This window comes from Clostridium minihomine (assembly GCF_900240385.1).
Lineage (GTDB): Bacteria > Bacillota > Clostridia > Oscillospirales > Acutalibacteraceae > Faecalispora > Faecalispora minihomine.
On sequence record NZ_OEQH01000001.1, the window covers coordinates 111,374 to 133,475 of the forward strand.

Annotated in this window: 16 protein-coding genes; 12 read left to right on the top strand and 4 right to left on the bottom strand. The window is 44.9% G+C overall.

The window, feature by feature from the left end; genetic code table 11:
* Positions 1–40 precede the first annotated feature (40 nt).
* From modA to C1A02_RS00560, 4 genes are read left to right on the top strand one after another with little or no spacing between them, the layout of a single operon-like run.
* Positions 41–895 carry a molybdate ABC transporter substrate-binding protein gene (modA, locus tag C1A02_RS00545; RefSeq protein ID WP_101696264.1) on the top strand — a complete coding sequence of 285 codons (855 nt, stop codon included), beginning with the start codon at positions 41–43 and terminating at the stop codon, positions 893–895.
* 33 nt (positions 896–928) lie between these two features.
* Complete coding sequence (modB, locus tag C1A02_RS00550) at positions 929–1,597, top strand: molybdate ABC transporter permease subunit (protein ID WP_101696265.1); 669 nt, start codon at positions 929–931, stop codon at positions 1,595–1,597.
* 44 nt (positions 1,598–1,641) lie between these two features.
* On the top strand, positions 1,642–2,034 hold the full coding sequence (locus tag C1A02_RS00555; protein ID WP_101696266.1) for a winged helix-turn-helix domain-containing protein: 393 nt from the start codon (positions 1,642–1,644) through the stop codon (positions 2,032–2,034).
* A gap of 23 nt (positions 2,035–2,057) precedes the next feature.
* The gene (locus tag C1A02_RS00560; protein WP_101696267.1) at positions 2,058–2,930 is read left to right on the top strand and encodes an XdhC family protein; all 873 of its coding nucleotides are present in this window, start codon (positions 2,058–2,060) and stop codon (positions 2,928–2,930) included.
* A 197-nt stretch (positions 2,931–3,127) separates the two neighbouring features.
* Here C1A02_RS00560 and arcC read toward each other — a convergent pair whose 3' ends face one another.
* The 4 genes from arcC to dpaL form a co-directional block, all read right to left on the bottom strand.
* Positions 3,128–4,066 (bottom strand): carbamate kinase, encoded by a 939-nt coding sequence (gene arcC, locus C1A02_RS00570; protein WP_101696269.1) that lies wholly within the window; start codon positions 4,064–4,066, stop codon positions 3,128–3,130.
* A 77-nt stretch (positions 4,067–4,143) separates the two neighbouring features.
* Positions 4,144–5,346: a knotted carbamoyltransferase YgeW gene (gene ygeW / locus C1A02_RS00575; protein WP_101696270.1), complete on the bottom strand. Its 1,203-nt coding sequence runs from the start codon at positions 5,344–5,346 to the stop codon at positions 4,144–4,146.
* A 63-nt stretch (positions 5,347–5,409) separates the two neighbouring features.
* Complete coding sequence (locus C1A02_RS00580; RefSeq protein WP_101696271.1) at positions 5,410–6,738, bottom strand: YgeY family selenium metabolism-linked hydrolase; 1,329 nt, start codon at positions 6,736–6,738, stop codon at positions 5,410–5,412.
* Positions 6,739–6,790: 52 nt separating this feature from the next.
* On the bottom strand, positions 6,791–7,987 hold the full coding sequence (dpaL, locus tag C1A02_RS00585) for a diaminopropionate ammonia-lyase (RefSeq protein WP_101696272.1): 1,197 nt from the start codon (positions 7,985–7,987) through the stop codon (positions 6,791–6,793).
* Positions 7,988–8,632: 645 nt separating this feature from the next.
* Here dpaL and ssnA point away from each other — a divergent pair.
* The 8 genes from ssnA (at position 8,633) to C1A02_RS00630 (ending at position 22,093) form a co-directional block, all read left to right on the top strand.
* Positions 8,633–9,967, top strand: coding sequence for a putative aminohydrolase SsnA (ssnA, locus tag C1A02_RS00595; protein ID WP_101696274.1), 1,335 nt, complete (start codon positions 8,633–8,635; stop codon positions 9,965–9,967).
* Between the two features lie 41 nt (positions 9,968–10,008).
* Positions 10,009–13,002 (top strand): putative selenate reductase subunit YgfK, encoded by a 2,994-nt coding sequence (gene ygfK / locus C1A02_RS00600; protein ID WP_101696275.1) that lies wholly within the window; start codon positions 10,009–10,011, stop codon positions 13,000–13,002.
* Positions 13,003–13,038: 36 nt separating this feature from the next.
* Positions 13,039–14,412 (top strand): dihydropyrimidinase, encoded by a 1,374-nt coding sequence (hydA, locus tag C1A02_RS00605; protein ID WP_101696276.1) that lies wholly within the window; start codon positions 13,039–13,041, stop codon positions 14,410–14,412.
* Positions 14,413–15,342: 930 nt separating this feature from the next.
* Complete coding sequence (locus tag C1A02_RS00615) at positions 15,343–18,372, top strand: lantibiotic dehydratase (protein ID WP_164997120.1); 3,030 nt, start codon at positions 15,343–15,345, stop codon at positions 18,370–18,372.
* A gap of 58 nt (positions 18,373–18,430) precedes the next feature.
* A complete protein-coding gene (locus tag C1A02_RS00620) occupies positions 18,431–18,616 on the top strand; it encodes a hypothetical protein (RefSeq protein WP_101696279.1) in 186 nt (61 codons plus the stop codon).
* Positions 18,617–18,746: 130 nt separating this feature from the next.
* Positions 18,747–18,890 carry a hypothetical protein gene (locus C1A02_RS13365; RefSeq protein ID WP_164997121.1) on the top strand — a complete coding sequence of 48 codons (144 nt, stop codon included), beginning with the start codon at positions 18,747–18,749 and terminating at the stop codon, positions 18,888–18,890.
* 326 nt (positions 18,891–19,216) lie between these two features.
* Positions 19,217–20,320: a lanthionine synthetase C family protein gene (locus tag C1A02_RS00625; protein WP_279385492.1), complete on the top strand. Its 1,104-nt coding sequence runs from the start codon at positions 19,217–19,219 to the stop codon at positions 20,318–20,320.
* Positions 20,321–22,093 carry an ABC transporter ATP-binding protein gene (locus C1A02_RS00630; RefSeq protein ID WP_101696281.1) on the top strand — a complete coding sequence of 591 codons (1,773 nt, stop codon included), beginning with the start codon at positions 20,321–20,323 and terminating at the stop codon, positions 22,091–22,093.
* Positions 22,094–22,102: the final 9 nt, after the last annotated feature.

Genomic DNA, 22,102 nt, shown 5'->3' on the forward strand with positions numbered 1-22,102 from the left:
TCGGGCGAGATGAAAGGCTTGACAAAAGGAGTTTTTTTCAATGAAAAAAAGATCGTTTGGCATGGCAGTTGTATTGGCATTGGCTGTTTTGGGAATGAACCTGACCGCCTGTGGCGGCCAGAACCAGTTGGACGGGCAGTCCACAGCGCCAGATGCGGGCTCGGCACAGCAAACCGTTGCTTCCGGTGAGTCAGAAGAGCTGCTGATCGCTGCGGCTGCATCCCTGAAAAATGCGTTTGAAAAAGATCTGATTCCTCAGTTTGAAAAAGAAAATCCTGGCATCACCGTAAAGGGCACCTATGATTCTTCCGGTAAGCTGCAAACACAAATTGAAGAAGGCCTCCCCGCAGATTTGTTTTTTTCCGCCGCAACCAAGCAAATGCAGGCACTGGACAAGGAAGGTCTGATGGACAGCTCCAGCATTTCAAATCTTCTGGAAAACAAGCTGGTTTTGATCACGCCCAGCAACAGCAAATACGACCTGAAGGATTTTAAGGATGTTACGAAGTGTGAATCCATTGCAGTTGGCGATCCGGATTCTGTTCCGGCTGGCCAATACGCGAAGGAATCCCTCACTAGCCTGGGAATATGGAGTGAGGTGGAAAGCAGGCTGTCTCATGGCACCAATGTAACAGAGGTGCTAAGCTGGGTAGCAGAGGACTCTGCGGACTGCGGATTTGTTTATGCGACAGATGCGGCTTCTATGGCGGATAAGGTGAATATCTGTGCCACTGCGCCGCAGGACAGCCTGAAGGCACCTGTATTCTATCCGATTGGCATCACCAAGGCTTCTGCAGAAAAAGACAGTGCGAAAAAGTTTTTGGAATTTTTAAAGTCTGACGAAACAGTACAGACGTTTGTCAGCTACGGTTTTTCTGACAGTCGGTCTAAATAAGCAAGGCACTGCTAAAAAAGGAGGGACGGTCGTTTGGATTTTAATCCGGTTTATATCTCACTGAAAACAACCGTCTGTGCATCCTGCATTACTTACGTTCTCGGCATTTTGTCGGCATATCTGGTTCTTCGCATCCGCAACCGAAAAATCCGCCACATTATGGATGTCATTCTTACGCTTCCATTGGTGCTTCCCCCCACGGTAGCCGGTTTTTTTCTTTTGTATCTGTTTGGGAACCGAAGGCCGCTTGGCATTCTGATACAGCAGTTGTTTGGGCAAAAGGTGGTTTTTACTTGGGCGGCAACGGTGATTGCAGCTGTGGTGGTCAGTTTTCCGCTGATGTACCGTTCGGTCAAGGCCGGCTTTGAGCAGCTGAATCAGTCTATCGTCGAAGAAGCAAAAATGCTTGGCCTGGGCGGCTTTGGCATGTTGTGGCGGATTTTGGTTCCCTGCACCATGCCCGCCATTTTGTCGGGAACGGTGCTTTCGACCACCAGGGCACTTGGTGAATTCGGCGCAACCGCTATGCTTGCCGGCAACATTTCCGGAAAGACGCGCACACTGTCTTTGGCCGTTTATTCAGAGGTTGCAGCCGGAAATATGGATATCGCCGGGTATTATGTGGCGATCATTCTGGTGGTTGCTTTCCTTGCGGTAATGGTATTGAATGTCAAGGGTGATCACAGCGACATTAAGCTGTAAGGCCTCTTGGAATAAAAGCTTGAATCGAAAAAGAGGAATGCAAAATGGCAAGGAACGACAATTTAAAAGAGCAGAGCCGGACGGAAGTGCCAGAGCCCTGCCTTTCTCCTATGCTTCGTTTGACGTTAAAGAAAAAAGAAAAGTTTTTTGGCCCGGGTGTGGCGGCTTTGCTGCATCTGATTGATCAAAAAGGCTCGATTCAGATGGCCTGTGAAGAAATGGATATGTCATATTCCAAAGCATGGAAGATTCTGAAGCACGCGGCAAATGAATTGGGGTATCCGCTTCTGAATTCCAAGGCTGGGGGGGCAAAAGGGGGGCAGAGCACCCTGAGCCCTGAGGCATTAGACTTTCTTGCCAGCTATGATGCGATGAGCAAAGCGCTGGAAGCGCACGCAGAGGAATTGTTTGAGTATTATTTTAAAAACAATCGATAGCGGATCGGAAAGGGGAGCTTTGTATGGAAAACTGCGAAGTGCTGAAAGCGGGCATCTCTCGTCTGAAAGAAGGCAAACCATTGGAATTGGTGTGTATTGTATCTTCCAACGGCTCCACACCGCGTGCAGAAGGCGCATTTATGCTTTTAGCAAAGGATGGCTGGAACGTGGGAACGGTTGGCGGGGGAAAAATGGAGTATTTGGCCGGGCAGGAAGCGATGGAACTTCTGGCAAAAAAAGCGGGCGGAGAGCGCCGTTATATCCTCAGTAAAAATGATCTTGCCGATATTGGTGCGGTCTGCGGCGGAGATGTGCAGATCCAATATGAATTTTTGGAAGGGGAAAGCGGCGTACATCGACTGGAAGAAATAGAGAATGCCCTTGAAAAGGAACGCCCAACGGTCTATTTATTTGGCGGAGGCCATGTTTCAGTCAGTGTTTCAAATGCGCTTTCCTGTGTGAGTTTTAATACTGTGGTGTACGACGACCGCGAAGAGTTTGCCAATTCAGCTCGGTTTCCGCAGGCCATTTCGGTTATTTGCGCCCCCTATGAAAAAATGTCGGAGCATGTCCGCCTGACTGAGAGCGATTATGTTTTGATCATGACGCGCGGCCACCTGTGCGACTATGAAGTGCAAAAGCAGGTAATGCGCACACCGGCCTGCTATATTGGTGTGATCGGCTCCCGTTCCAAAATCCATCATGTTACACAGAAGCTTCTGGCAGACGGTTTTTCCCAGCAGGATATTGCACGCTGCCACACGCCGGTCGGGATTCCCATCGGGGCTGAAACACCCGAGGAAATTGCAGTGTCGATTGCGGCGGAGTTAATTTTGGAGCGCGCCCGCAGAGAAGGGCGCCGCAAAGTAATTAAGAACGAAATCGTGTCATATTGATTTTTTTCCATCCAAACAAATGCGTAAAATCAATGTTCTGTGTGATTGACAGAATGGAAAGAATTTTTCTGTTCGTTTTTCCGCCATACTGAATAAAGGAAGCGCAGCCCCCGGTTGGCAGAGTTTTTTCTGCTGTGCGGGGGCTGTGCTTTTTCATGGAAAATTTTTTATGGAAAAAAGTTTTGGTAAAATCTGTTTTAGCGGGCGATCGTGGTTCCGGTTTTGCCGTTAATGGCATCTCTTGCTTTTTCAAGCAAAGTGATCATAGCGGTGCGGTTTTCGCCGGACTGTGCGAACTGAATCGCCGCCAGAACCTTCGGCAGCATAGAACCGGGCGCAAATTCCTGCTGAGCGCAGTATTCTTCCGCCTGTGCCACCGTCATGTGATCCAGCCATTTTTGGTCTGGTTTGCCAAAGCGAATCGCGACCTTTTCTACTGCGGTCAGAATAATCAGCATGTCGGCATCCAGGCTGCTGGCGAGCAGTGACGCTGCAAAATCTTTATCGATTACGGCGGATACACCGGCCAGATGTTTTTCTTGGCGAATCACGGGGATGCCGCCGCCCCCGCAACAGATCACAAGATTTTCATCTTCGACCATAGCGCGGATTGCACTGCTTTCAATGATTTCCTGCGGTTTTGGCGAAGCCACCACACGCCGGTATCCACGGCCGGCATCCTCTTTGACCACCCAGCCAAATTCACTGGCCGACGCAAGAGCTTGCTCTTTGCTCATAAACTGGCCGATTGGCTTGGAGGGGTTGGAAAACGCCGGATCGTCGGCATCCACGCGCACCTGTGTCACCATGGTGACAATGGGGGGAGCCGTCAGGCTGCGGTTTAAAAATTCTTCCCGCAGGCTGTTCTGCAAATCATAGCCGATATATGCCTGACTCATGGCCACACAAACAGAAAGTGGGGTGGGGGCGGTGCCGTTGTGGTTTGCATATTCCGTCATGGCATTGTTGATAATGCCAACCTGCGGGCCATTGCCATGAACGATAATCACTTCGCAGTTTTCTTCCATTAAATCCACGATTGCTTTGGCAGTGATTTTCACCGCCTGCATCTGTTCCTGAAGCGTATTGCCCAGTGCATTCCCGCCAAGTGCAAGAACAATTCTTTTCTTTTTCATACGCAATTCCTCACATCAAAAAAATTTTAGGCCGCGCCAGAACAGGTTTGACGCGGCCCGGAACAGAATAAAAATGCTTATTCCGCAAATTTTCTCTTGGTACCCTTTTGCTCCAATTCCGCCAGAAGTTTTGCCGGATCTTTAAATTTTGCCAGCAGAATCATGGCGGCAATTACATAGGGCTTGTAGCTGGCTTCTTTATAAAGGGAATCGCGTGCCGCATCAAATACAGAAGCGGCTACCTCGCCTTCCTCACAGGAAACCCCGTTGATGTCTGCCGGCAGGCAGTGCAGATAAATCGCTTTGCCGTTTTTGGTCAGATTCATCCTGTCTTCTGTGCAGCACCAGTCTTTATGAGCGGCATTCTGAGCCAGAAGCTGCTTTTCCAGTTCCTGAATTCCTTCCATGTCGCCGTTGCCATACAGGTTGGTGCGCTTTTCCATTGCGGCGAACGGTGCCCAGGATTTGGGGTATACCACATCGGCGTCGGCAAAGGCTTCTTTCATGTCATTGGTGACATGGAAAGATCCGCCAGATTCTTTTGCGTTCTGTTCTGCTACCTTCAGAACATCCGGCATAACCTCATACCCCTCCGGGTGAGCCAGAACGACTTCCATACCAAGGCGGGAAAAAAGTCCGATGACTCCCTGAGGAACAGAAAGCGGCTTGCCATAGGAGGGGGAGTAGGCCCATGTCATAGCGATCTTTTTGCCCTTCAGGTTCTCGATTCCGCCCAATTCATGGATGACGTGAGCTGCGTCGGCCATACACTGGGTGGGGTGATCAATGTCGCACTGCAGGCTTACCAAAGTCGGTTTCTGCTCCAGAATACCGTCCTCATAGCCCTGCTTTACAGAATCCACGATTTCGTGCATGTATGCGTTGCCTTTTCCAATATACATATCGTCGCGTATGCCGATGACGTCTGCCATAAAAGAGATCATGTTTGCGGTTTCCCGAACGGTTTCGCCGTGGGCAATTTGGCTTTTACCCTCATCCAGATCCTGAACCTCCAGGCCGAGCAGATTGCAGGCAGAAGCGAAGGAAAAGCGGGTGCGGGTGGAATTGTCGCGGAACAGAGAAATGCCAAGCCCGGAATCGAACACCTTGGTGGAAATGTTATGTTCCCGCAGATAACGGAGCGCGTCTGCGACTGTCCATGTAGCCTTTAATTCATCCAGTGTTTTTTCCCAGGTAAGGAAAAAGTCGTTTTGGTACATGCCGCTGCAATTCAAAGTATTTAATTCCTGAAGAAGATCCTGTAAATTTTTATTAGCCATTCTAACATTCACCCTTATTTTAAAATTTAGAGAGCATTGGTTAAAGACGCTATAGAAATTATCTTATTCCACATAGCAGGAAGGCAGTGCCGCATATACCGCTGCGCAGACACACAGGTCATCTTTCCAGGTTCTTTCATTCGGTGCATGGGCCTGCGCTTCTGCGCCGGGGCCAAAACCGATGCAGGGGATCCCGTTGCGCCCCATAATGGATACACCGTTGGTCGAGAAGGTCCATTTGTCGGTCAGCGGGCGTGTTTTGCGCTCTTCTAGTGTTTCTGCTGAGCCGACGCGGGAATTGCCGTATAGATTGGAATAAGCCTCTTGCATTGCTTTTGTCACCGGATGATCCTCTGGAATCACCCAAGTCGGGAAGTAACATTCGATGGGGTAGCTCAGTTTTTTCCAGGAAGGACGATCATAACGGTACATAGATACTTTTACGTCGTCACCGTATTTCTGCACTGCCGGGAGGGAGCGGATTTCTTCTAGGCAGCTTTCCCAGGTTTCGCCGGCCGTCATGCGGCGGTCCAGAGAAACAGCGCAGGAATCTGCAACCGCACAGCGGGAGGGAGAAGTAAAGAAGATTTCGGAGCAGGTGACGGTCCCTCGGCCGAGGAACCGCGCTTCCTGATATTCCAGGTTGTATTGGGGATTCAACATTTTTACAAGGCCGCGAATCCGGGTGGAATCGGTGTCGTCGTTGCTGTTCAGAGCGCGGACATCCTGTAGAATATCGGCCATTTTATAAATCGCATTGTCACCGCGTTCCGGGGCAGAGCCGTGGCAGGAAACGCCTTTTACGTCAATGCGGATTTCCATGCGTCCACGCTGACCGCGATAGATGCCGCCATCGGTAGGCTCGGTGGAAACAACAAATTCGGGGCGGATTTTATCCTCTTTGCAGATGTATTCCCAACACAGGCCGTCGCAGTCTTCTTCCTGTACGCTGCCGACAACCATCACGCGGTATTTGTCATTCAAAAGGCCCAAGTCCTTCATGATTTTTGCACCATACACGGCGGCAACAACGCCGCCCAGCTGGTCAGATACGCCGCGGCCGCCGATTTCACTTTCTGTTTCATACCCCTCATAGGGGTCAAACTTCCAGTTGTCTCGATTGCCGATGCCCACGGTGTCGATGTGCCCGTCAAAGCCGATTAAGGTTTTTCCGTTGCCCATAAAGCCGATGATATTGCCCATTGCGTCAATGCGGATTTCGTCAAATCCAAGCTTTTCCATTTCAGCCTGAATTGTCATCACATGCTTTTGTTCATCGCTGGATTCGCCGGGATTCCGGACGATGGCGCGCAGAAACGCAGTCATGTCTTTTCGGTATTCGTTAGCCTTCTCTTTGATCTTCGCAAATTCTGCTGCACTTAAAGTAGCCATTCTGCAATCCTCCCTGAAAATAATAGTAAGATATTTCGTACCGTTTATTCGCTCAGCGCTCTTTGCCTTCCCAGACGATATTTTTGTAGCGCTCGGGATCTGTGTCGCCTTCTGTGGAGAAGAGCAACACGCGGGAATCTTTGTCAAGCTTCAGCGCATCGCGCAATTCCCGGCAGCCTTCATCCGTCATAATTGTCACCAGTGCACCGAAGGGGGCTGCGCCGGATTCCCCCGAAATGACCGGTATGTCTCCGCGGGCAGGAGCAGCCAGCATTCTCATTCCCCGCGCGGCAATGGGGTCCTTGGCGACGATGAAGCATGCGGCGTGATTTTTCAGAATATCCCAAGAGGTAATGTTCGGCTCACCGCACGCCAGCCCCGCCATGATGGTATCCATGTCGCCGTCTACAATGCGGATATTTCCGTCGTTCGCCATGGCTCCTTGATAAAGGCAGGCGGCAACGTCGGCTTCTACCACAACCATGGTGGGTGGGTTCTCTTTATACTTATTGGTGAAATAACCAACAACGGCGCCTGCCAAAGAGCCGACCCCTGCCTGAACAAACACATGGGTTGGGCGCTCGCCGAGCTGTTCGTCTGCCTCGTTTGCCATGGTGCCGTACCCCTGCATAATCCAAGCGGGTATTTTCTCATACCCTTCCCAGGCGGTGTCCTGCACCACGACACCGTGGGGTGTTTTTGAAGCGGCCGCAGCCGCCATGCGCACACACTCATCGTAATTGACTGTTTCAATGGTAGCGGTGGCACCTTCGGCCAAAATATTATTCAGGCGGGTTTGTGTGGAGCCCTTGGGCATATAAATGACAGCTTTCTGGCGCATTTTATTGGCTGCCCAGGCCACTCCGCGCCCGTGATTTCCGTCTGTGGCAGAAAAAAAGGTCGCTTGACCAAATTCTTTTCGCAGCTCATCAGAGATCAGGGTGTGATATGGCAGATTAGAAATATCCTTACCCGTTTCTTCTGCTATGTAGCGGGCCATTGCGTAAGAACCGCCCAACACCTTAAAGGCATTCAGGCCAAAGCGATAAGACTCGTCTTTCACCGCAAGTCTTCCAATTCCAAGGTGTTCTGCCATTGCGTTCAAATCGGCCAACGGTGTTATCGAATATTGCGGAAAGCTTTGATGAAAGGTGCGTGCTTTCCGAACTTCCGATTCGGACATGAGAGGAAGATTTCGATCATCCGTTTTTGGCATCGTATTTATCTTCCATTTCAGATCCTGTCCCATGATTGCTGTTCCTCCCTTATTTGTTTTATTGGTTTCTGCGTACAGGGTGTTTCTCAATGAGGAAGAGCGGCCCGGTCGGCCGGCTTGGTTTCTTCGCCCGGTTTGTCTGAAATTGTGCATGTGGGCGGCTGTGCGCAGGAATCATTTTGCCCAAGATTCGGCATTTTGCGCTGCTTCTGGCAGCCAAGACAAAAATATTTTTATAAATCTACTATATCATAAAAATTTTGGTTTGCAAGGATATTTTGCGAAAAATACAAAAAATTTTTTGATATACTAAATATTTTTGTAACAAACTTTTTTATTGCCTTATCAATTTAAAAATATCACTCAGGAAGTCCTCTTTTTATTTCAAAATTTTAAAACTAACAAATTTTTTGTTGTGACATAAAAATTTTTATATTTAATGCTTGTAATGGCTGAAAACTCGTGTTACACTGGCAATAAAAGGGAATGCCGATTTTGGGGATTCGTTTTTGGCTGAGAAGCCCTGAACTGCGAAAAGGAAGGCCACGGAACCCTGCGTTTGCAGATACACGCACAGCAGATCTGTTATTTCAGCGTGTGGCTGAAAGCCACAACAAGGTTTTATGCGGTGTCCTTCTCAGAATCACTGTAAATTCATTGTGTGAGGAGTAAACGGAAATGTTGTTAATTGGAAACGGAAGACTCGTGACCAGAGACCCGGAAAATCCGTTCCGAGAAAACGGAGCGGTGTTGATCGAGGACGGCAAGATCAAGGAAACGGGAGAATTTCCGGAGCTGAGCAGAAAATACCCCAAAGCGGACTTTATTGATGCCAAGGGCGGTGTGATTATGCCGGCGTTCATCAACGCCCATGAGCATATCTATTCCGCCATGGCCAGGGGTATCAGCATCAACGGGTATCAACCGAAAGGGTTCCTTGATATTCTGGACGGCATGTGGTGGACGGTTGACCGCAATCTTGATAACCGCAAAACCAAACTTTCTGCGATCGAAACCTACATAGAGTGTATTAAGAATGGATGCACCACTGTTTTCGACCATCACGCAAGCTTTGGTGAGATTCCCGGCTCTCTGTTTGCCATTGCAGAAGCCGCAAAGGAGCTGGGCATGAGAACCTGCCTTTGCTATGAAATCTCAGACAGGGGCGGAAAAGAAAAATCCCGTGCCGCCGTTGAGGAAAACGTGGATTTTATCCGCTATGCACAGGCAGATACTTCCGACATGATCGCGGGCATGATGGGCATGCACGCCAGCTTTACCATTTCAGATGAAACCATGGAGCTTTGCCGCAAGGAACTGCCGGAGGGGGCAGGCTTTCACATTCACGTTGCCGAGGGAATTTATGATTTGCACCAGTGTCTGAAGGAACATTCCAAACGGATTGTCGATCGGCTGTATGACTGGGATATCCTTGGCCCTAAGACCCTGTTGGCACACTGTATTTATGTAAATGCTCACGAGATGGAGCTGATTCACGATACAAATACGATGGTGGTTCATAATCCGGAATCCAATATGGGCAACGCTTGCGGCTGCCCGCCCACCATGGAGATGGTGCACCGAGGCATCCTGACCGGACTTGGAACCGACGGCTACACGCATGATATGGTGGAATCCTATAAGGTTGCGAATATCCTGCACAAGCACCATTTGTGCGATCCGAATGCTGCTTGGGGTGAAGTTCCGCAAATGCTGTTTGAAAACAACGCAAAGATTGCCAACCGATATTTTAAAACGCCGCTGGGTGTGCTAAAACCCGGCGCTGCGGCCGATGTGATCGTCATGGATTACAACCCGCCGACCCCGATGAGCGCAGATAACGCCAACGGCCATATTCTGTTTGGCATGAACGGCAGATGTGTGACAACCACTGTCTGTAACGGCCAGATTTTGATGAAGGATCGCGTTTTGCACACAATCGACGAAGAAAAAGCTATGGCGGAAATTCGGAAAGAAAGCCAAAAGCTTTGGGATAAAATCAATTCCAGATAAGGCGTTACTAAGTGATAAAAAGATGTGGAGGAATAAGCATCATGAGTGATATTATGACCCCAATCCCGTTCGGCAATCTGATGGCCTGGGTATTAGAAGAGAAGAAAAAAGGCAGTTGCTTTGGATTACGCCGAGCTTACCGTGCGGATCCGACTCGACACTATGAAATGTTTGGGGGAAAACTCGAAACTCCAATTGGCCCGGCTGCCGGGCCGCACACGCAGCTGGCACAGAATATTATTGCCTCTTATTACGGCGGTTCCCGCTTTTTTGAACTGAAAACCGTGCAGAAGCTGGATGGCCGGGATCTGCCGGTGAGCAAGCCCTGTATTTTAGCCGATGATGAATGTTACAACTGTGAATGGTCAACCGAGCTTTATGTCCCCCAGGCCTTTGATGAATATGTCAAGGCGTGGTTTGTTCTGAAGGTGATTTCCAAAGAATGGGGGTTGGGCAGCCCCGATGGTTTTCAGTTTAATATGTCTGTTGGGTATGATTTGGACGGAATCCGGACCGAAAAGGTGGATTGTTTCATTGAGGGAATGAAGGATGCTTCGGATACGCCGATTTTCCGGGAGTGCAAAAACTGGCTGGTGGAAAATAAAGAACTGTTCCGAAAGGTCACGGCGGATGACATTGAGCAAATGAATGCCGACATCTGCAACTCGGTTACGCTTTCCACGCTCCACGGCTGTCCTCCGCAAGAAATTGAGCGGATTGCCTCGTACCTAATCAATGAAAAACACCTGAACACTTTTATTAAATGCAATCCCACTCTTCTGGGATATGAGTATGCCCGCAAAACGCTGGATGAGATGGGCTACGATTATATTCAGTTTACTGATTTCCATTTTAAAGACGATTTGCAGTATGAGGACGCTGTCCCGATGCTGCGGCGTTTGAACGAACTGGCAGAATCGAAAGGGATGAGCTTCGGCGTCAAAATTACCAATACCTTCCCCGTTGACGTTAAGGCAAATGAACTGCCCAGCGAGGAAATGTACATGTCCGGCAAGTCGCTGTATCCCTTGTCTTTGGCGGTTGCCACGCGGCTTTCTCGTGATTTTGACGGCAAGCTGCGCATTGCTTATTCCGGCGGCTGTGATTATTTTAATATTCAGTCTGTGATAGAAGCAGGCATTTGGCCGGTAACGATGGCAACAACTTTGCTGAAACCGGGTGGATATACCCGGTTGGTCCAGATTGCGGAGCTGCTGATGCAAAAAGAGCCGAAGGCTTTTTCTGGCGTAGATGCCAAGGCAGTGGAGCGGCTTGCGGCAGAGGCAAAGACCGATCCGCATCACGTAAAGCCCATAAAACCGCTGCCGAACCGTAAAAACGGCAGGAAGGTTCCGCTGACCGACTGCTTTATCGCCCCATGTATGGAAACCTGTCCGATTCATCAGGAGATCACGACGTATGGGCGGTTATGTAAGGAAGAAAACTATCCCGAGGCGCTGCGCGTCATCTTAGACAAGAACCCGCTTCCTTTTATGACGGGCATAATCTGTCAGCACCCCTGCATGTCGGTTTGTACCCGGAATTTTTACGAATCCCCTGTGCAAATCCGCGCTAACAAGCTGATTGCCGCACGCAATGGCTATGATACTGTTTTGCCGGAAATCAAACCCGGAAAGCCCAACGGCAAAACCGTGGTAATTGTCGGCGGTGGGCCTGCGGGCATTTCGGCGGCATATTTTCTCGGCCGCGCCGGCTGCCGGGTGAAGGTGTTTGACGAAAACAAGGTGCCGGGTGGCGTTGTAACCAACATTGTGCCGGAATTCCGCGTTCCGGAAGAGCAGGTAATGAAGGACGTGCGGCTGGCAGAGGCGGCAGGGGCCGAGTTTATTAGGAACACCCGCGTGGAAGACGTAAAAAAATTAATGGCGGACGAAAAGGCCGACGCTGCGATTCTCTGCATCGGTGCGCATAAAGAGATTCCGCTGAAGCTGCAGGAGGGTGTTGCCACAAACGCACTTCATTTTCTGCGGGAATTCCGAGAAAGCAGCGGCACGCTTTCCCTTGGGGAAAATGTGGCTGTGGTGGGCGGCGGCAATACCGCAATGGATACGGCCCGCGCGGCTGTTCGGAATCAGGGCGTGAAAACTGTTTCGCTGGTGTACAGAAGGACAAAACGATATATGCCGGCGGAGGAAGAAGAGCTTGCCATGGCATTGGAAGACGGCGTTATTTTCCGCGAGCTGCTGGCTCCGGTGGCGCACCGCGGCAGCAAGCTGTTGTGCCGAAAGATGAAGCTGGGCGATATGGATGCTTCCGGCAGGAGAGCTGTCATCGAAACAGATGAGACGGTGGAGGTTCCGGCGGATACCGTGATTGCCTCTATCGGAGAACGCGTTGACGGCAGCTTCTATGAGAAGAATGGGATCGAGGTATCTGAAAAAGGATTTGTAAAGGTCAATCCGGCGACCAACGAAACCTCTGTAAAAGGGATTTATGCCGCAGGAGATGGGCAGGAGGGCGCTTCGGTTGTGGTTCGTGCGATTGCAGGTGCAAAGAAGGCCTGCGAAGCCATTTTGGGTGATACCATAGGAATCAACCGTCCTTCCCAAAATACAGAAGAGGCGTTTTATGCCAAGAAGGGCAATTTGGCCGAACCTGAAATGGACGAAACCCAGAGTGATACCCGCTGTTTGACCTGCGATTTTATCTGCGAGAACTGTACGGAAGTTTGTCCAAACCGCGCGAATATTGCAATCCGCGTTCCGGGAGCACAAATGCACCAAATCATTCATGTGGATTATATGTGCAACGAATGCGGAAACTGTCGCAGCTTCTGTCCTTATGATTCCGCGCCCTATCAGGAAAAATTTACACTCTTTGCTGCCGCGCAGGATATGGAGGATTCCAAAAATGATGGCTTTGCCTTTACGGATCAGCAGGGAAGCGTACAGGTTCGATTGGGCAGCGATTACTTATCTTATACGGTAGGCGGCAAACACGAAAAATTACCTCAAGAATTGGCCAATGTCATTGACACGGTATATCAGGATTACCCTTATTTGATTCTTTCTTAAAAACAGATGCAAAGACAAACGTTGTGGGAGGCGGCCATGAACAAAAAACTCATTCAAAATGGACTCCTTATTTTCCCGCAGGGGAGCAAAAAAGCGGATCTGCTCATTGATGGGGAAAAAATTTCTCAGATCGGAGAGAATTTGCCCACGGAAAACGCACAGATCATAGATGCTGCGGGCAAGCTGGTTTTTCCGGGATTTATCGATGCGCATACGCATTTTGATCTGGCGGTAGCCAATTGCGTGACGGCAGACGATTTCGCTTCTGGCACGGCTGCCGCCGTAGTCGGCGGAACCACGGCTATTGTGGATTACTGCACACAATACCGGGGTGAAACTATGCGCCATGCGCTGCAAAACTGGAAACAAAAGGCGTCTGTCGGCTGCTCATGCGATTACGGATTTCATATGGCCATCACCGACTGGACCCCCGAAATTCATGCAGAGTGCCATGACATCATGGACGAAGGCGTCACAACGTTTAAGCTATATCTGACCTATGATACCCAAGTAGATGACGAAACGCTGTTCAAGATTTTACAACGCCTGAAAGAGGTAGGCGGTATTGCCGGGGTGCATTGTGAAAATTCCGGGATGATTGCTGCCCTGCAGCAGGAATATGCCGCAGATGAGCGGATTTCAAAGGTTAGCTCGCATTATCTTACACGCCCCCCGGCATCAGAGGCCGAGGCCATCGGCCGGCTTTTGCATTTTGCAGAGGTAATCGATACCCCGGTAATCGACGTTCACCTGACCGGTGAGGAAGGGCTGAACGAAATCCGTGCGGCGCGCCGGCGGGGGCAGACGGTTTATGTGGAAACCTGCCCCCAATACCTGTGTATGGACGACAGCCTGTATGAACTGCCCGGGTTTGAGGGGGCAAAGTATATTATTGCGCCGCCCCTGAGAAAACCGAGAGACAATCAGGTGCTTTGGGAAGCACTGGCCGCCGGAGAAATTCAGACGGTCGCCACCGATCATTGCTCCTTTACGCTAGCCCAAAAAGAGCTTGGAAAGTCTGACTTCCGAAAAATTCCCGGCGGAATGCCTGGGGCGGAAACATGCGGGCGGCTAATTTTTTCGGAAGGTGTTTGCAAGGGTCGGCTCACCAAGGAAAAAATGTGCGAGGTGCTTTGTGAAAATCCCGCAAAACTGTATGGGATGTACCCGCAAAAGGGGGTTCTTGCCCAAGGCTCTGACGCGGATATTGTAATACTGGATCCCGGCTGTAAAGAGGTGATCGCCGCTTCCCGGCAAATGTCCCGCTGCGGCTATTCCCCGTTTGAAGGAAAAGAACTGACGGGGACTATTGATCAGGTTTATCTGCGGGGGGAGCTGGTTGCCCAGAACGGAAAGCTGATACAAAAAAATCGCGGCAGGTTCCTCCGCCGCGGCCGCTTTGCCCTGTGAAAAAGGGTTTGTGTTTATAATGGAGTGTTATGCGCAGGAGGGTTCGTGCGGCCGCTCTTTTTCTGTGGGAAAATGATGCATTGCCGGCCAAAGAGAAGCAAAGCGTACCATCTGAATGATAAGAAGGGTTTTATGTACGGAACAAATAAAAAAACCGATGGAAGAAGGCTTGTCCTTTCCATCGGTTTTTTATTTTGTTATGGCAAGAACACTGCGTTAAATGGATACAGTGGAAACAGATTTGGCTTGGAAAATAAAAAAGTAAAATCCGGCGGCAGCATTTCTGCCAAGCCCCATAAGAATGTTTTTTTCACATAGGTGCAGATGAGAACCACACCGAAGAATAGACAAAAGCCTAATTGCAAGCAATCGGTAGAATCATTAGAGGAGCAAGGGATTCGGTTCCGCTGGAACTGTCAAAAAAATAATGGAAATTAATACAAATGAACTGTGTGGATCACACAACAAATAAAGCAAAAAATGAATAGATATATTGCGGGTAAGTTATTGACATTATTTTCCATAAATGTTAGTGTTTATATAAATTAAACAAATTATTTTCTGTATTTTATTGATTTTATGGAATAAAAAACCTAAAATATTGGAAGAATTTCAGAAATTTATACGTTTGATACTTTCTGTCAATCAGGAAATGAAAATAGCAGATCTTATGAAAAGGTTGAAAAAACAAAAAGTGAAATAAAACTAGGGATAAGAGGAAGAAAGAGTAATTTTCAGAATAGCGGGGAATTGGGATTGTATGTGTCGGGCAAAGCCTTGCATAAATTATGTTACCAATTTACAGTGCAGCCGGAATCAATGAACCCGATTGGGAGAAAGGAAGTGGAGCTTGATTTTGGGCTCTATCTTATAAGGTGATTTGTTGTGAAATATGATTGTCATACTGTTTTCATGATAAGGGTTCCGTCTATGCCTTCTTTTCATGTGTGCCGTTATCTTCAATCCAAAAAATCTGCAAAAGAATATATCCAGGAGAATGGAATAGAAGATGCTTTTTTGGAATCATTACTGATCTCGAGTCAATCTTTATACCATTCGTATTTAGAGGACACAGAGGCTCATATCAAAAAAAATAAAAAAATAAAAATGTTAAATAAATCGCTTACTCGATATTTAATTCGTGCTTCAAGCCGACCAACTCCCTTTGGAACCTGGGCCCGTGTTGGCTTAGGTTCGTGGGGAAAAGAAGATTCTGTTGTGATTGATTCAAAAAAGTTTCGAAAGAAGGCAACAGTAGATGAACTTTGGATGTCTTATATCATTTCTCAGTTAGAGAAAGATTTGGATCTATTACAACATCTTGATCTAAAAATGAATCCGATCCTGTATCCTCAGGGTGACAGAATTAAAAATCCTTTTTGCTCAAATCATGGTTTGCTTGGGACAAAAGATCGGAAAGAGGTTCTGTTGCAAAGCCATATTAGAAAAACCGGATTAATTGATTTTCTTGCGAAAGAAGCGAAAGATTTTATTCCATGCCATTCCTTGATGGAGCGCATCGCTAATGAATACGTTGGAATTCCAACTGAATTAGTGAACCATACATTATTACAGCTAATAGAAAACGAGATATTAATTACAAACCTGCATTTACCATCTTTCTGTAACGACCCCTTGCAGCATGTGCTTGCAGTGTTGGAACAAACCAATTGTAAGGTTGATCTATTAAAAGATTTAAGTGAACTGCAAGATATGATTAAGAGATATGAAAATAGTTCGCCTAATGTCGAATTGCTTCAATCCATTTATCAAAGAATGTCTGCTTTCTATCAGGCAGATAACTACTTAAAAGTCGATGCCGGTTTACAATTTCAGCAAAATATTTTATCGGAAGATATCAAAGAAATTCTAGAAAACTTCGTAGAAAAATTTGCAAAATTAGCAGTCAATCAAACAAAAACAAAAAATCTAAATCAGTTTAAAAACAAATTTTATGAAAAATACGGCCCAAATGTTGATGTGCCCATCTATGAAGTAATCGATGAAAAATCTTTTCATGGATTAAATTACTTTTCGTTTGAATCTGAATTCAAAGACAGCGATCGGGAATTGGCGATTAAATCGGTTTTGGATCAAAAAATCTTGGACGCATACCTGAGTAAGAGTGAAGAAATTCACTTAAGCTTATCTGATTTTGATCGGCTTCATTTGGATGAGGAAGAGCTTATCTATGGAAGTTCTTTTGATTTAAATACATTTATCTTTAAAAATGATCAAAATGAATACCGACTTGCAATAGGCCCGAATGTAGGCTCTACCAGTGCCGGAAAAATGTTTCAAAGGTTTTCAGAGGTATACGATCCATCTTCTTATCATGCTTACAATCAGATATATGGAAAAATGATTGAGAAAACAAAAAATAATTATTGTATTGCCGAAATTAGAGAAGCGCCAACATCAGGAAGAATTGCCAATATTATCAGTACTCATAAAACGTATGCTCATTATATCGCTATGGGAAATACCGAACAAAATTTAGAGGGTGAAATTTTACTTCGTGATTTGGCGATTGGGATACAGGATAATAAGCAGTTATATATCAAATCCTTAAAAACAGATCAAATGGTAAAAGTGACCACCAACCATATGTTAAATGTGGATTTAGGCAGCAAAATACAAAAGCTATTAATCACCATTTCGGAAGAGTATGAATCCTTTCCGCTTTCCAGAATATTTTCTTTATATCAGAATTCATACCCTTATATTCCAAGGATCGTATTTGAAAAAGTCATTCTTTATCCGAAAATGTGGTTCTTATTCCCTGATTTTTTTCATTTAGAGACGCTGCAAACCTTTGAAAAAGATTTTATGCTATTTAAAGAGCGTTATCAGCTGGATGAAATGTTATATCTTGCAGAAGGGGACAACCGTTTGGTCATTGATATCACACAAAAGGAGTATCAAGAGTACCTATATGAGATTCTGAAAAAGAAACAAATCGTTAATCTGCGAGAAATGGAAGATAAAACATTTCAGCAATCCATTGTGCGAGATGAAAATCAGAATCATTATCTTGCGGAGTATGTATTTTCCTTTGTGGCAAGGGAGAATCCAAAAGCAAACAGGTCAACGAGAAAAAGTTGTTTGCTGCAAAATACGAACCATCGGTATCTTCTGGCAGAGAATGGATGGATTTATTTTAAACTATATGGAGTCGATAATCGCGAAACAGAATTTTTAACCAAGCTGTTAAAGCCCTCATTGAATCAGCTTTTACCAGAAAGATTCTTTTTTATCCGTTATCGGGACGATCAAAACCACTTGCGAATTCGATTGCAGTACCGCACATCAGAAGAGGCAATTCACAGTTTATATGAATTAACTTCTTTCCTCTGTCAATGGAGGGAAAAAGGTGTTGTGGGTAACGCTGTTTTTGATACTTATGAGCTGGAAGTAAATCGTTATGGCGGAACAGGATGCATAGAGGAACTGCATGAAGTTTTTTATCAAGATAGTCTTTGGGTCATCGCGATGCTCGAACAGTTTAAAGTCAACGATGAAGACGAAAAAGAAATGGTTTACTTTGTCGGCATGATTTCAGCGTTTTTGTGCCTTACCGATTCAGTGGAAGAATTATTTGAAACATTGAATGAAGAAGGGCTGAAAAATTCCAATAAACCGGAATTTAAGAAAGAGAGATTAAAATATTTAAGGTGGTTTGAACTCATTCAAAAAGATCATCTGGAACAAATAGACGAACGGTTTCTTCCGTTAAGAAATTCCTATTTAAAACGGCAAAATGCTTTTCGAAGCTTTCGTGACAAAATAAAAAGTCAAACACAGCTGACAAACACAAAAAAAGAGATTCAATTTTCATTAGTGCACATGTTTTGCAACCGCATGACAGGGGTAATTGAATATGAAAGCCGTTGTTTGTCCCTAATTCGACATACCGTTTTTCATTCCTTAGAAAGGATGAAACATTTATCTGGCCAATAAGGCACCCTTATTTTTGCTAATTACAAAAGCCTAGATGTATCATAGGAGGAAAAATATCATGGGAAAATTTGATGATTTTGATTTGGATTTTACAAAGGTATCAGCAGCAGCCGAAAACTCATCTGAACGGGCTGGCATTGCCGTTCCGAAACTTGCTATCAATTGGAGTAAAATCAGCTGCGCTTGCTCCCCCAGCGATATGACTGTTTGCCGCGCAGGCGCTCCCGGCCAGTTAAGGTGCTAATTTTACAGTAAAAATGCTAACACATAAACATTAAAACATTTAGGCTTTTGTAATGTTATATTTTAAAAAAATTAATGAGTTTAAAGAAATTATCTGAGGACATCACAACAGACCAGAGGAGAGAATAAGTATGGAACAAAAACAAGAAAATCAGTTTTTTGCTTATTCCGGTGCAGCCTTGTTAGCTCTATTCATACTAACGCTTTTTAGCTCTTATGTAGAAGTAGGAAGCAATTGTCCATTCCTTAATACCGTGGGGATATTCAAGCCCTAATGTCTATGTGAGAAATCAGGAAGAGGAATTGTGGTTTTTTGAAAAACAATACTGGAATCAAACAGCAATCAAACAGTGTAAATCTTTTCAAGAATTCGCAATGCTGAAAAGAGAGAAGTGAGGGATTTCAATTGTTAAAAAGTCTTGATTCAAAAATCGTTTCAGAACATTCTTTAAATGAGATCGATATCTTTCTAAATCAGTATTATTCCGATGTTTTTAAATTATATAAAGAGCAGAGAATCAGTCCGGATCAATATGCGGATCTATTGCTGACGATTGCTTGCGGGCTGGACTTTTTTGAAGATAAGGAAATCGGGATAGAAATGGGGTATCATTTGTGTTTGGGCATAAAACAAGAAGTAGAACGGTTTCCGCCTGAAACAGAAGAATTAGGGATGATAGCCGGTTTCGGAAATATCTGTTTTTCGGTACATAAATTTGTGGAAAGTGCGGGGATATTACATAGCTTTTCAAACTCCTTAAACAAATTATTATTAATACAGGCAGACAAGTTTCTGAAACAAACTCCAGACCGGTTTGGGACGAATATGAATCACTATGACATGGTATTTGGAATGGCTGGTATACTGAATTATCTTTTGGAGTTTGAATGGGACATGGAACAGAAAAAAACGATCGAAAAGATCATTATCTATTTAGTGGACTTATCTCAGGACTACAATTATCAAGGGGAAAAGTTAATTCGATATCATATTCCCGTGGGCGAGCAAAAAAGGGAAGATGAAAAGCGTGACTTCCCAAATGGACATATCAATTTTGGGGCTGCACATGGAATGGCGGGCCCTCTTTTAGCTTTGTCCAAAGCATATTATTCTGGATATGAGGTTGACGGGCTAAAATCAGCGATTCAAAAACTGTTCCATCTGTATGATTCGTTCCAAGTGTTTTCAGATCATACAATACGATGGCCCACCCAATTATCGGTGGAAGATTACTTAAACCAAAAATACAATGATATTTATCGCCCTAATTTTGCAGGGTGGTGTTATGGAAATTTGGGAACGGCTTCTGTGCTTTATACTGCATCAAAATACAATGAAGATCTGGAAAAAATAAATTTCTATCAACGACAATTGTGTAAAATCATTAATCGAGAAGTTCAGGAGTATCAGTTATATAAAATTGGGATTTGTCATGGCTATGCGGGGATGCTGTTTATTCGTATGGCGTTCTTTGCTGAAACCAATGAACCGGATTTTATAAATACCTTGCAGATGCAAATTGACTGGATGCTGGACCAGATAAAACAATATAAATCGGATGATGGCGTTTATGATTTTGGTGCGATGAAGGAATTGTTTGAAGGGGAAGCTTTGTTTTTAACTGATTTATCAGGAGTGGTTCTTGCATTTCTGGCCGTATTCGGAAAAACAGATAGCTTGAAATTAGTATTGGGATTAAAATAGATGAAGAAAAATAAAAAGGGAATAGAAAACATCAAAAGAAGTATCTCACTGATTCAATTACAAGATAAAAAATTTTTATTTATGTCCTTAGTCACCACAGTTCTATTAAGTTTATTTCCGGTTTGTTCGCTTTTGATTATGCAGTCAATTATTAATTATATACAAATCGGAACACTGGACATGAAACTCATTGCGATTTTAGTTTTATTCTATATCGCAATCGATATTATACAAACGATAGTGCAAGTCATATGGCAGCAATATAATTTGAAGTTTTCACTAAACTTTAAATTATATATTGAGACTCTTCTTCAAAAGAAAATTAAAAATATGAATTTATCGGATTATGAAACCAGTGAAATATACGATCAGCTTCAGCTGGCTCAAAGTCAAAATGGCACGCAGCTATTAGAAACCATCAATTTATTAATTCAGCTGATTGGCAGCATCACGGGCATCGTGTCTCATATCCTCATATTAATTCACTTTAAGGCATGGATTATTGTTGTAATTATGATTCTGCCTGCCGTGAAATATATCGTTACCAATCAGTTAAATCAAGAGCAATACGATATCGTAACATCTCGTGCCACGGGGGCCAGAAAAATTTGGTATTGGAATTATTTAATCACTTCAGGACGTCATTTTAAAGAATTGACAGTATATCACTTGTTTGATTTCTTTATTCAAAAATATAGAAAAGAATCAGAAAAGTTTAATGGACAAGATATCAAACTTTCGAAGAAACGGAATCTCTTTTTAACGATATTGACAGTCATCGAAATTTTAATTAATGGCTTGGTATTTTCCTTTATTATCTATTCCGGTTATATCGGGGTTATTTTAATCGGTAATATTATTACATATACCCGGTCAATTATTGCGACAAAATCAGGCGTGGATACTTCGTTAAATACCATTTCGACGATTAAGCAGTCCTCCCTTTATATCAACCTGTTTTTTGAATTTTTAGACTTGCCGTCTAAAGAAATGGGGGATAAAAATTTACAGATAATCAAAAAAATAGATTCGATTGAAGTGCGTAATTTATCCTTTCGATACAAGGGGAAATCTCAATACACCATTAAGAATATGAGTTTCACTTTAAAAAGGGATCAGTTAACCGTTATTGTAGGAGAGAATGGAGCAGGAAAAACAACTTTAGCCAAAATCCTGATTGGTTTCTATGACGAATATGAGGGTGAAATCTATATTAATGGTGTAGATCTAAAGCAAATTAATAAAGAAGAATATATGGCGCTGATTGCAACTGTGTTTCAAGACTTTACCCAGTATGAAGCCACCGTAAAAGAAAATATCGGTTATGGCAATTTAAAAGCAATCGATGAGGAAGACAGAATCAAAGAGGTGCAAGCTGTATTTCAAAGCAATTTTCTTCCGCTTCATGCTCAAATCGGGAATTGGTTTGACGACGGAACCCAGATTTCGATGGGGCAATGGCAGAAAATTGCGTTGTCCAGGGCATTCTTAAAAGATGCTGATTTGTATCTTTTAGATGAGCCCAATGCGGCACTAGATCCCATTTCTGAATTTGAAATTGCACAGCTATACCACAAAATTTTAAAAAATAAGCTGGGGATTATCATTGCACATAAATTCAATCATTTCATTTTTAATGCTGATAATATCTTGGTCATTGAAGATGGAGAAATAAAAGAGCAGGGCACTCATGAAGAATTGCTTCAAAACAAAAACAAATATTATGAATTGTTTTCTGTACAATCTGAAACCGGAAAGAACCACGTTCTTTGAAATGTGGTT

Bases quoted from the DNA above. Each gene is read 5' to 3' on its own strand.
- modA (WP_101696264.1), top strand. From the start codon at position 41: ATGAAAAAAAGATCGTTTGGCATGGCAGTTGTATTGGCATTGGCTGTT.
- C1A02_RS00555 (WP_101696266.1), top strand. From the start codon at position 1,642: ATGGCAAGGAACGACAATTTAAAAGAGCAGAGCCGGACGGAAGTGCCA.
- C1A02_RS00560 (WP_101696267.1), top strand. From the start codon at position 2,058: ATGGAAAACTGCGAAGTGCTGAAAGCGGGCATCTCTCGTCTGAAAGAA.
- arcC (WP_101696269.1), bottom strand. From the start codon at position 4,066: ATGAAAAAGAAAAGAATTGTTCTTGCACTTGGCGGGAATGCACTGGGC.
- ygeW (WP_101696270.1), bottom strand. From the start codon at position 5,346: ATGGCTAATAAAAATTTACAGGATCTTCTTCAGGAATTAAATACTTTG.
- C1A02_RS00580 (WP_101696271.1), bottom strand. From the start codon at position 6,738: ATGGCTACTTTAAGTGCAGCAGAATTTGCGAAGATCAAAGAGAAGGCT.
- dpaL (WP_101696272.1), bottom strand. From the start codon at position 7,987: ATGGGACAGGATCTGAAATGGAAGATAAATACGATGCCAAAAACGGAT.
- ssnA (WP_101696274.1), top strand. From the start codon at position 8,633: ATGTTGTTAATTGGAAACGGAAGACTCGTGACCAGAGACCCGGAAAAT.
- ygfK (WP_101696275.1), top strand. From the start codon at position 10,009: ATGAGTGATATTATGACCCCAATCCCGTTCGGCAATCTGATGGCCTGG.
- hydA (WP_101696276.1), top strand. From the start codon at position 13,039: ATGAACAAAAAACTCATTCAAAATGGACTCCTTATTTTCCCGCAGGGG.
- C1A02_RS00615 (WP_164997120.1), top strand. From the start codon at position 15,343: ATGCCTTCTTTTCATGTGTGCCGTTATCTTCAATCCAAAAAATCTGCA.
- C1A02_RS00620 (WP_101696279.1), top strand. From the start codon at position 18,431: ATGGGAAAATTTGATGATTTTGATTTGGATTTTACAAAGGTATCAGCA.
- C1A02_RS13365 (WP_164997121.1), top strand. From the start codon at position 18,747: ATGGAACAAAAACAAGAAAATCAGTTTTTTGCTTATTCCGGTGCAGCC.
- C1A02_RS00625 (WP_279385492.1), top strand. From the start codon at position 19,217: ATGGGGTATCATTTGTGTTTGGGCATAAAACAAGAAGTAGAACGGTTT.
- C1A02_RS00630 (WP_101696281.1), top strand. From the start codon at position 20,321: ATGAAGAAAAATAAAAAGGGAATAGAAAACATCAAAAGAAGTATCTCA.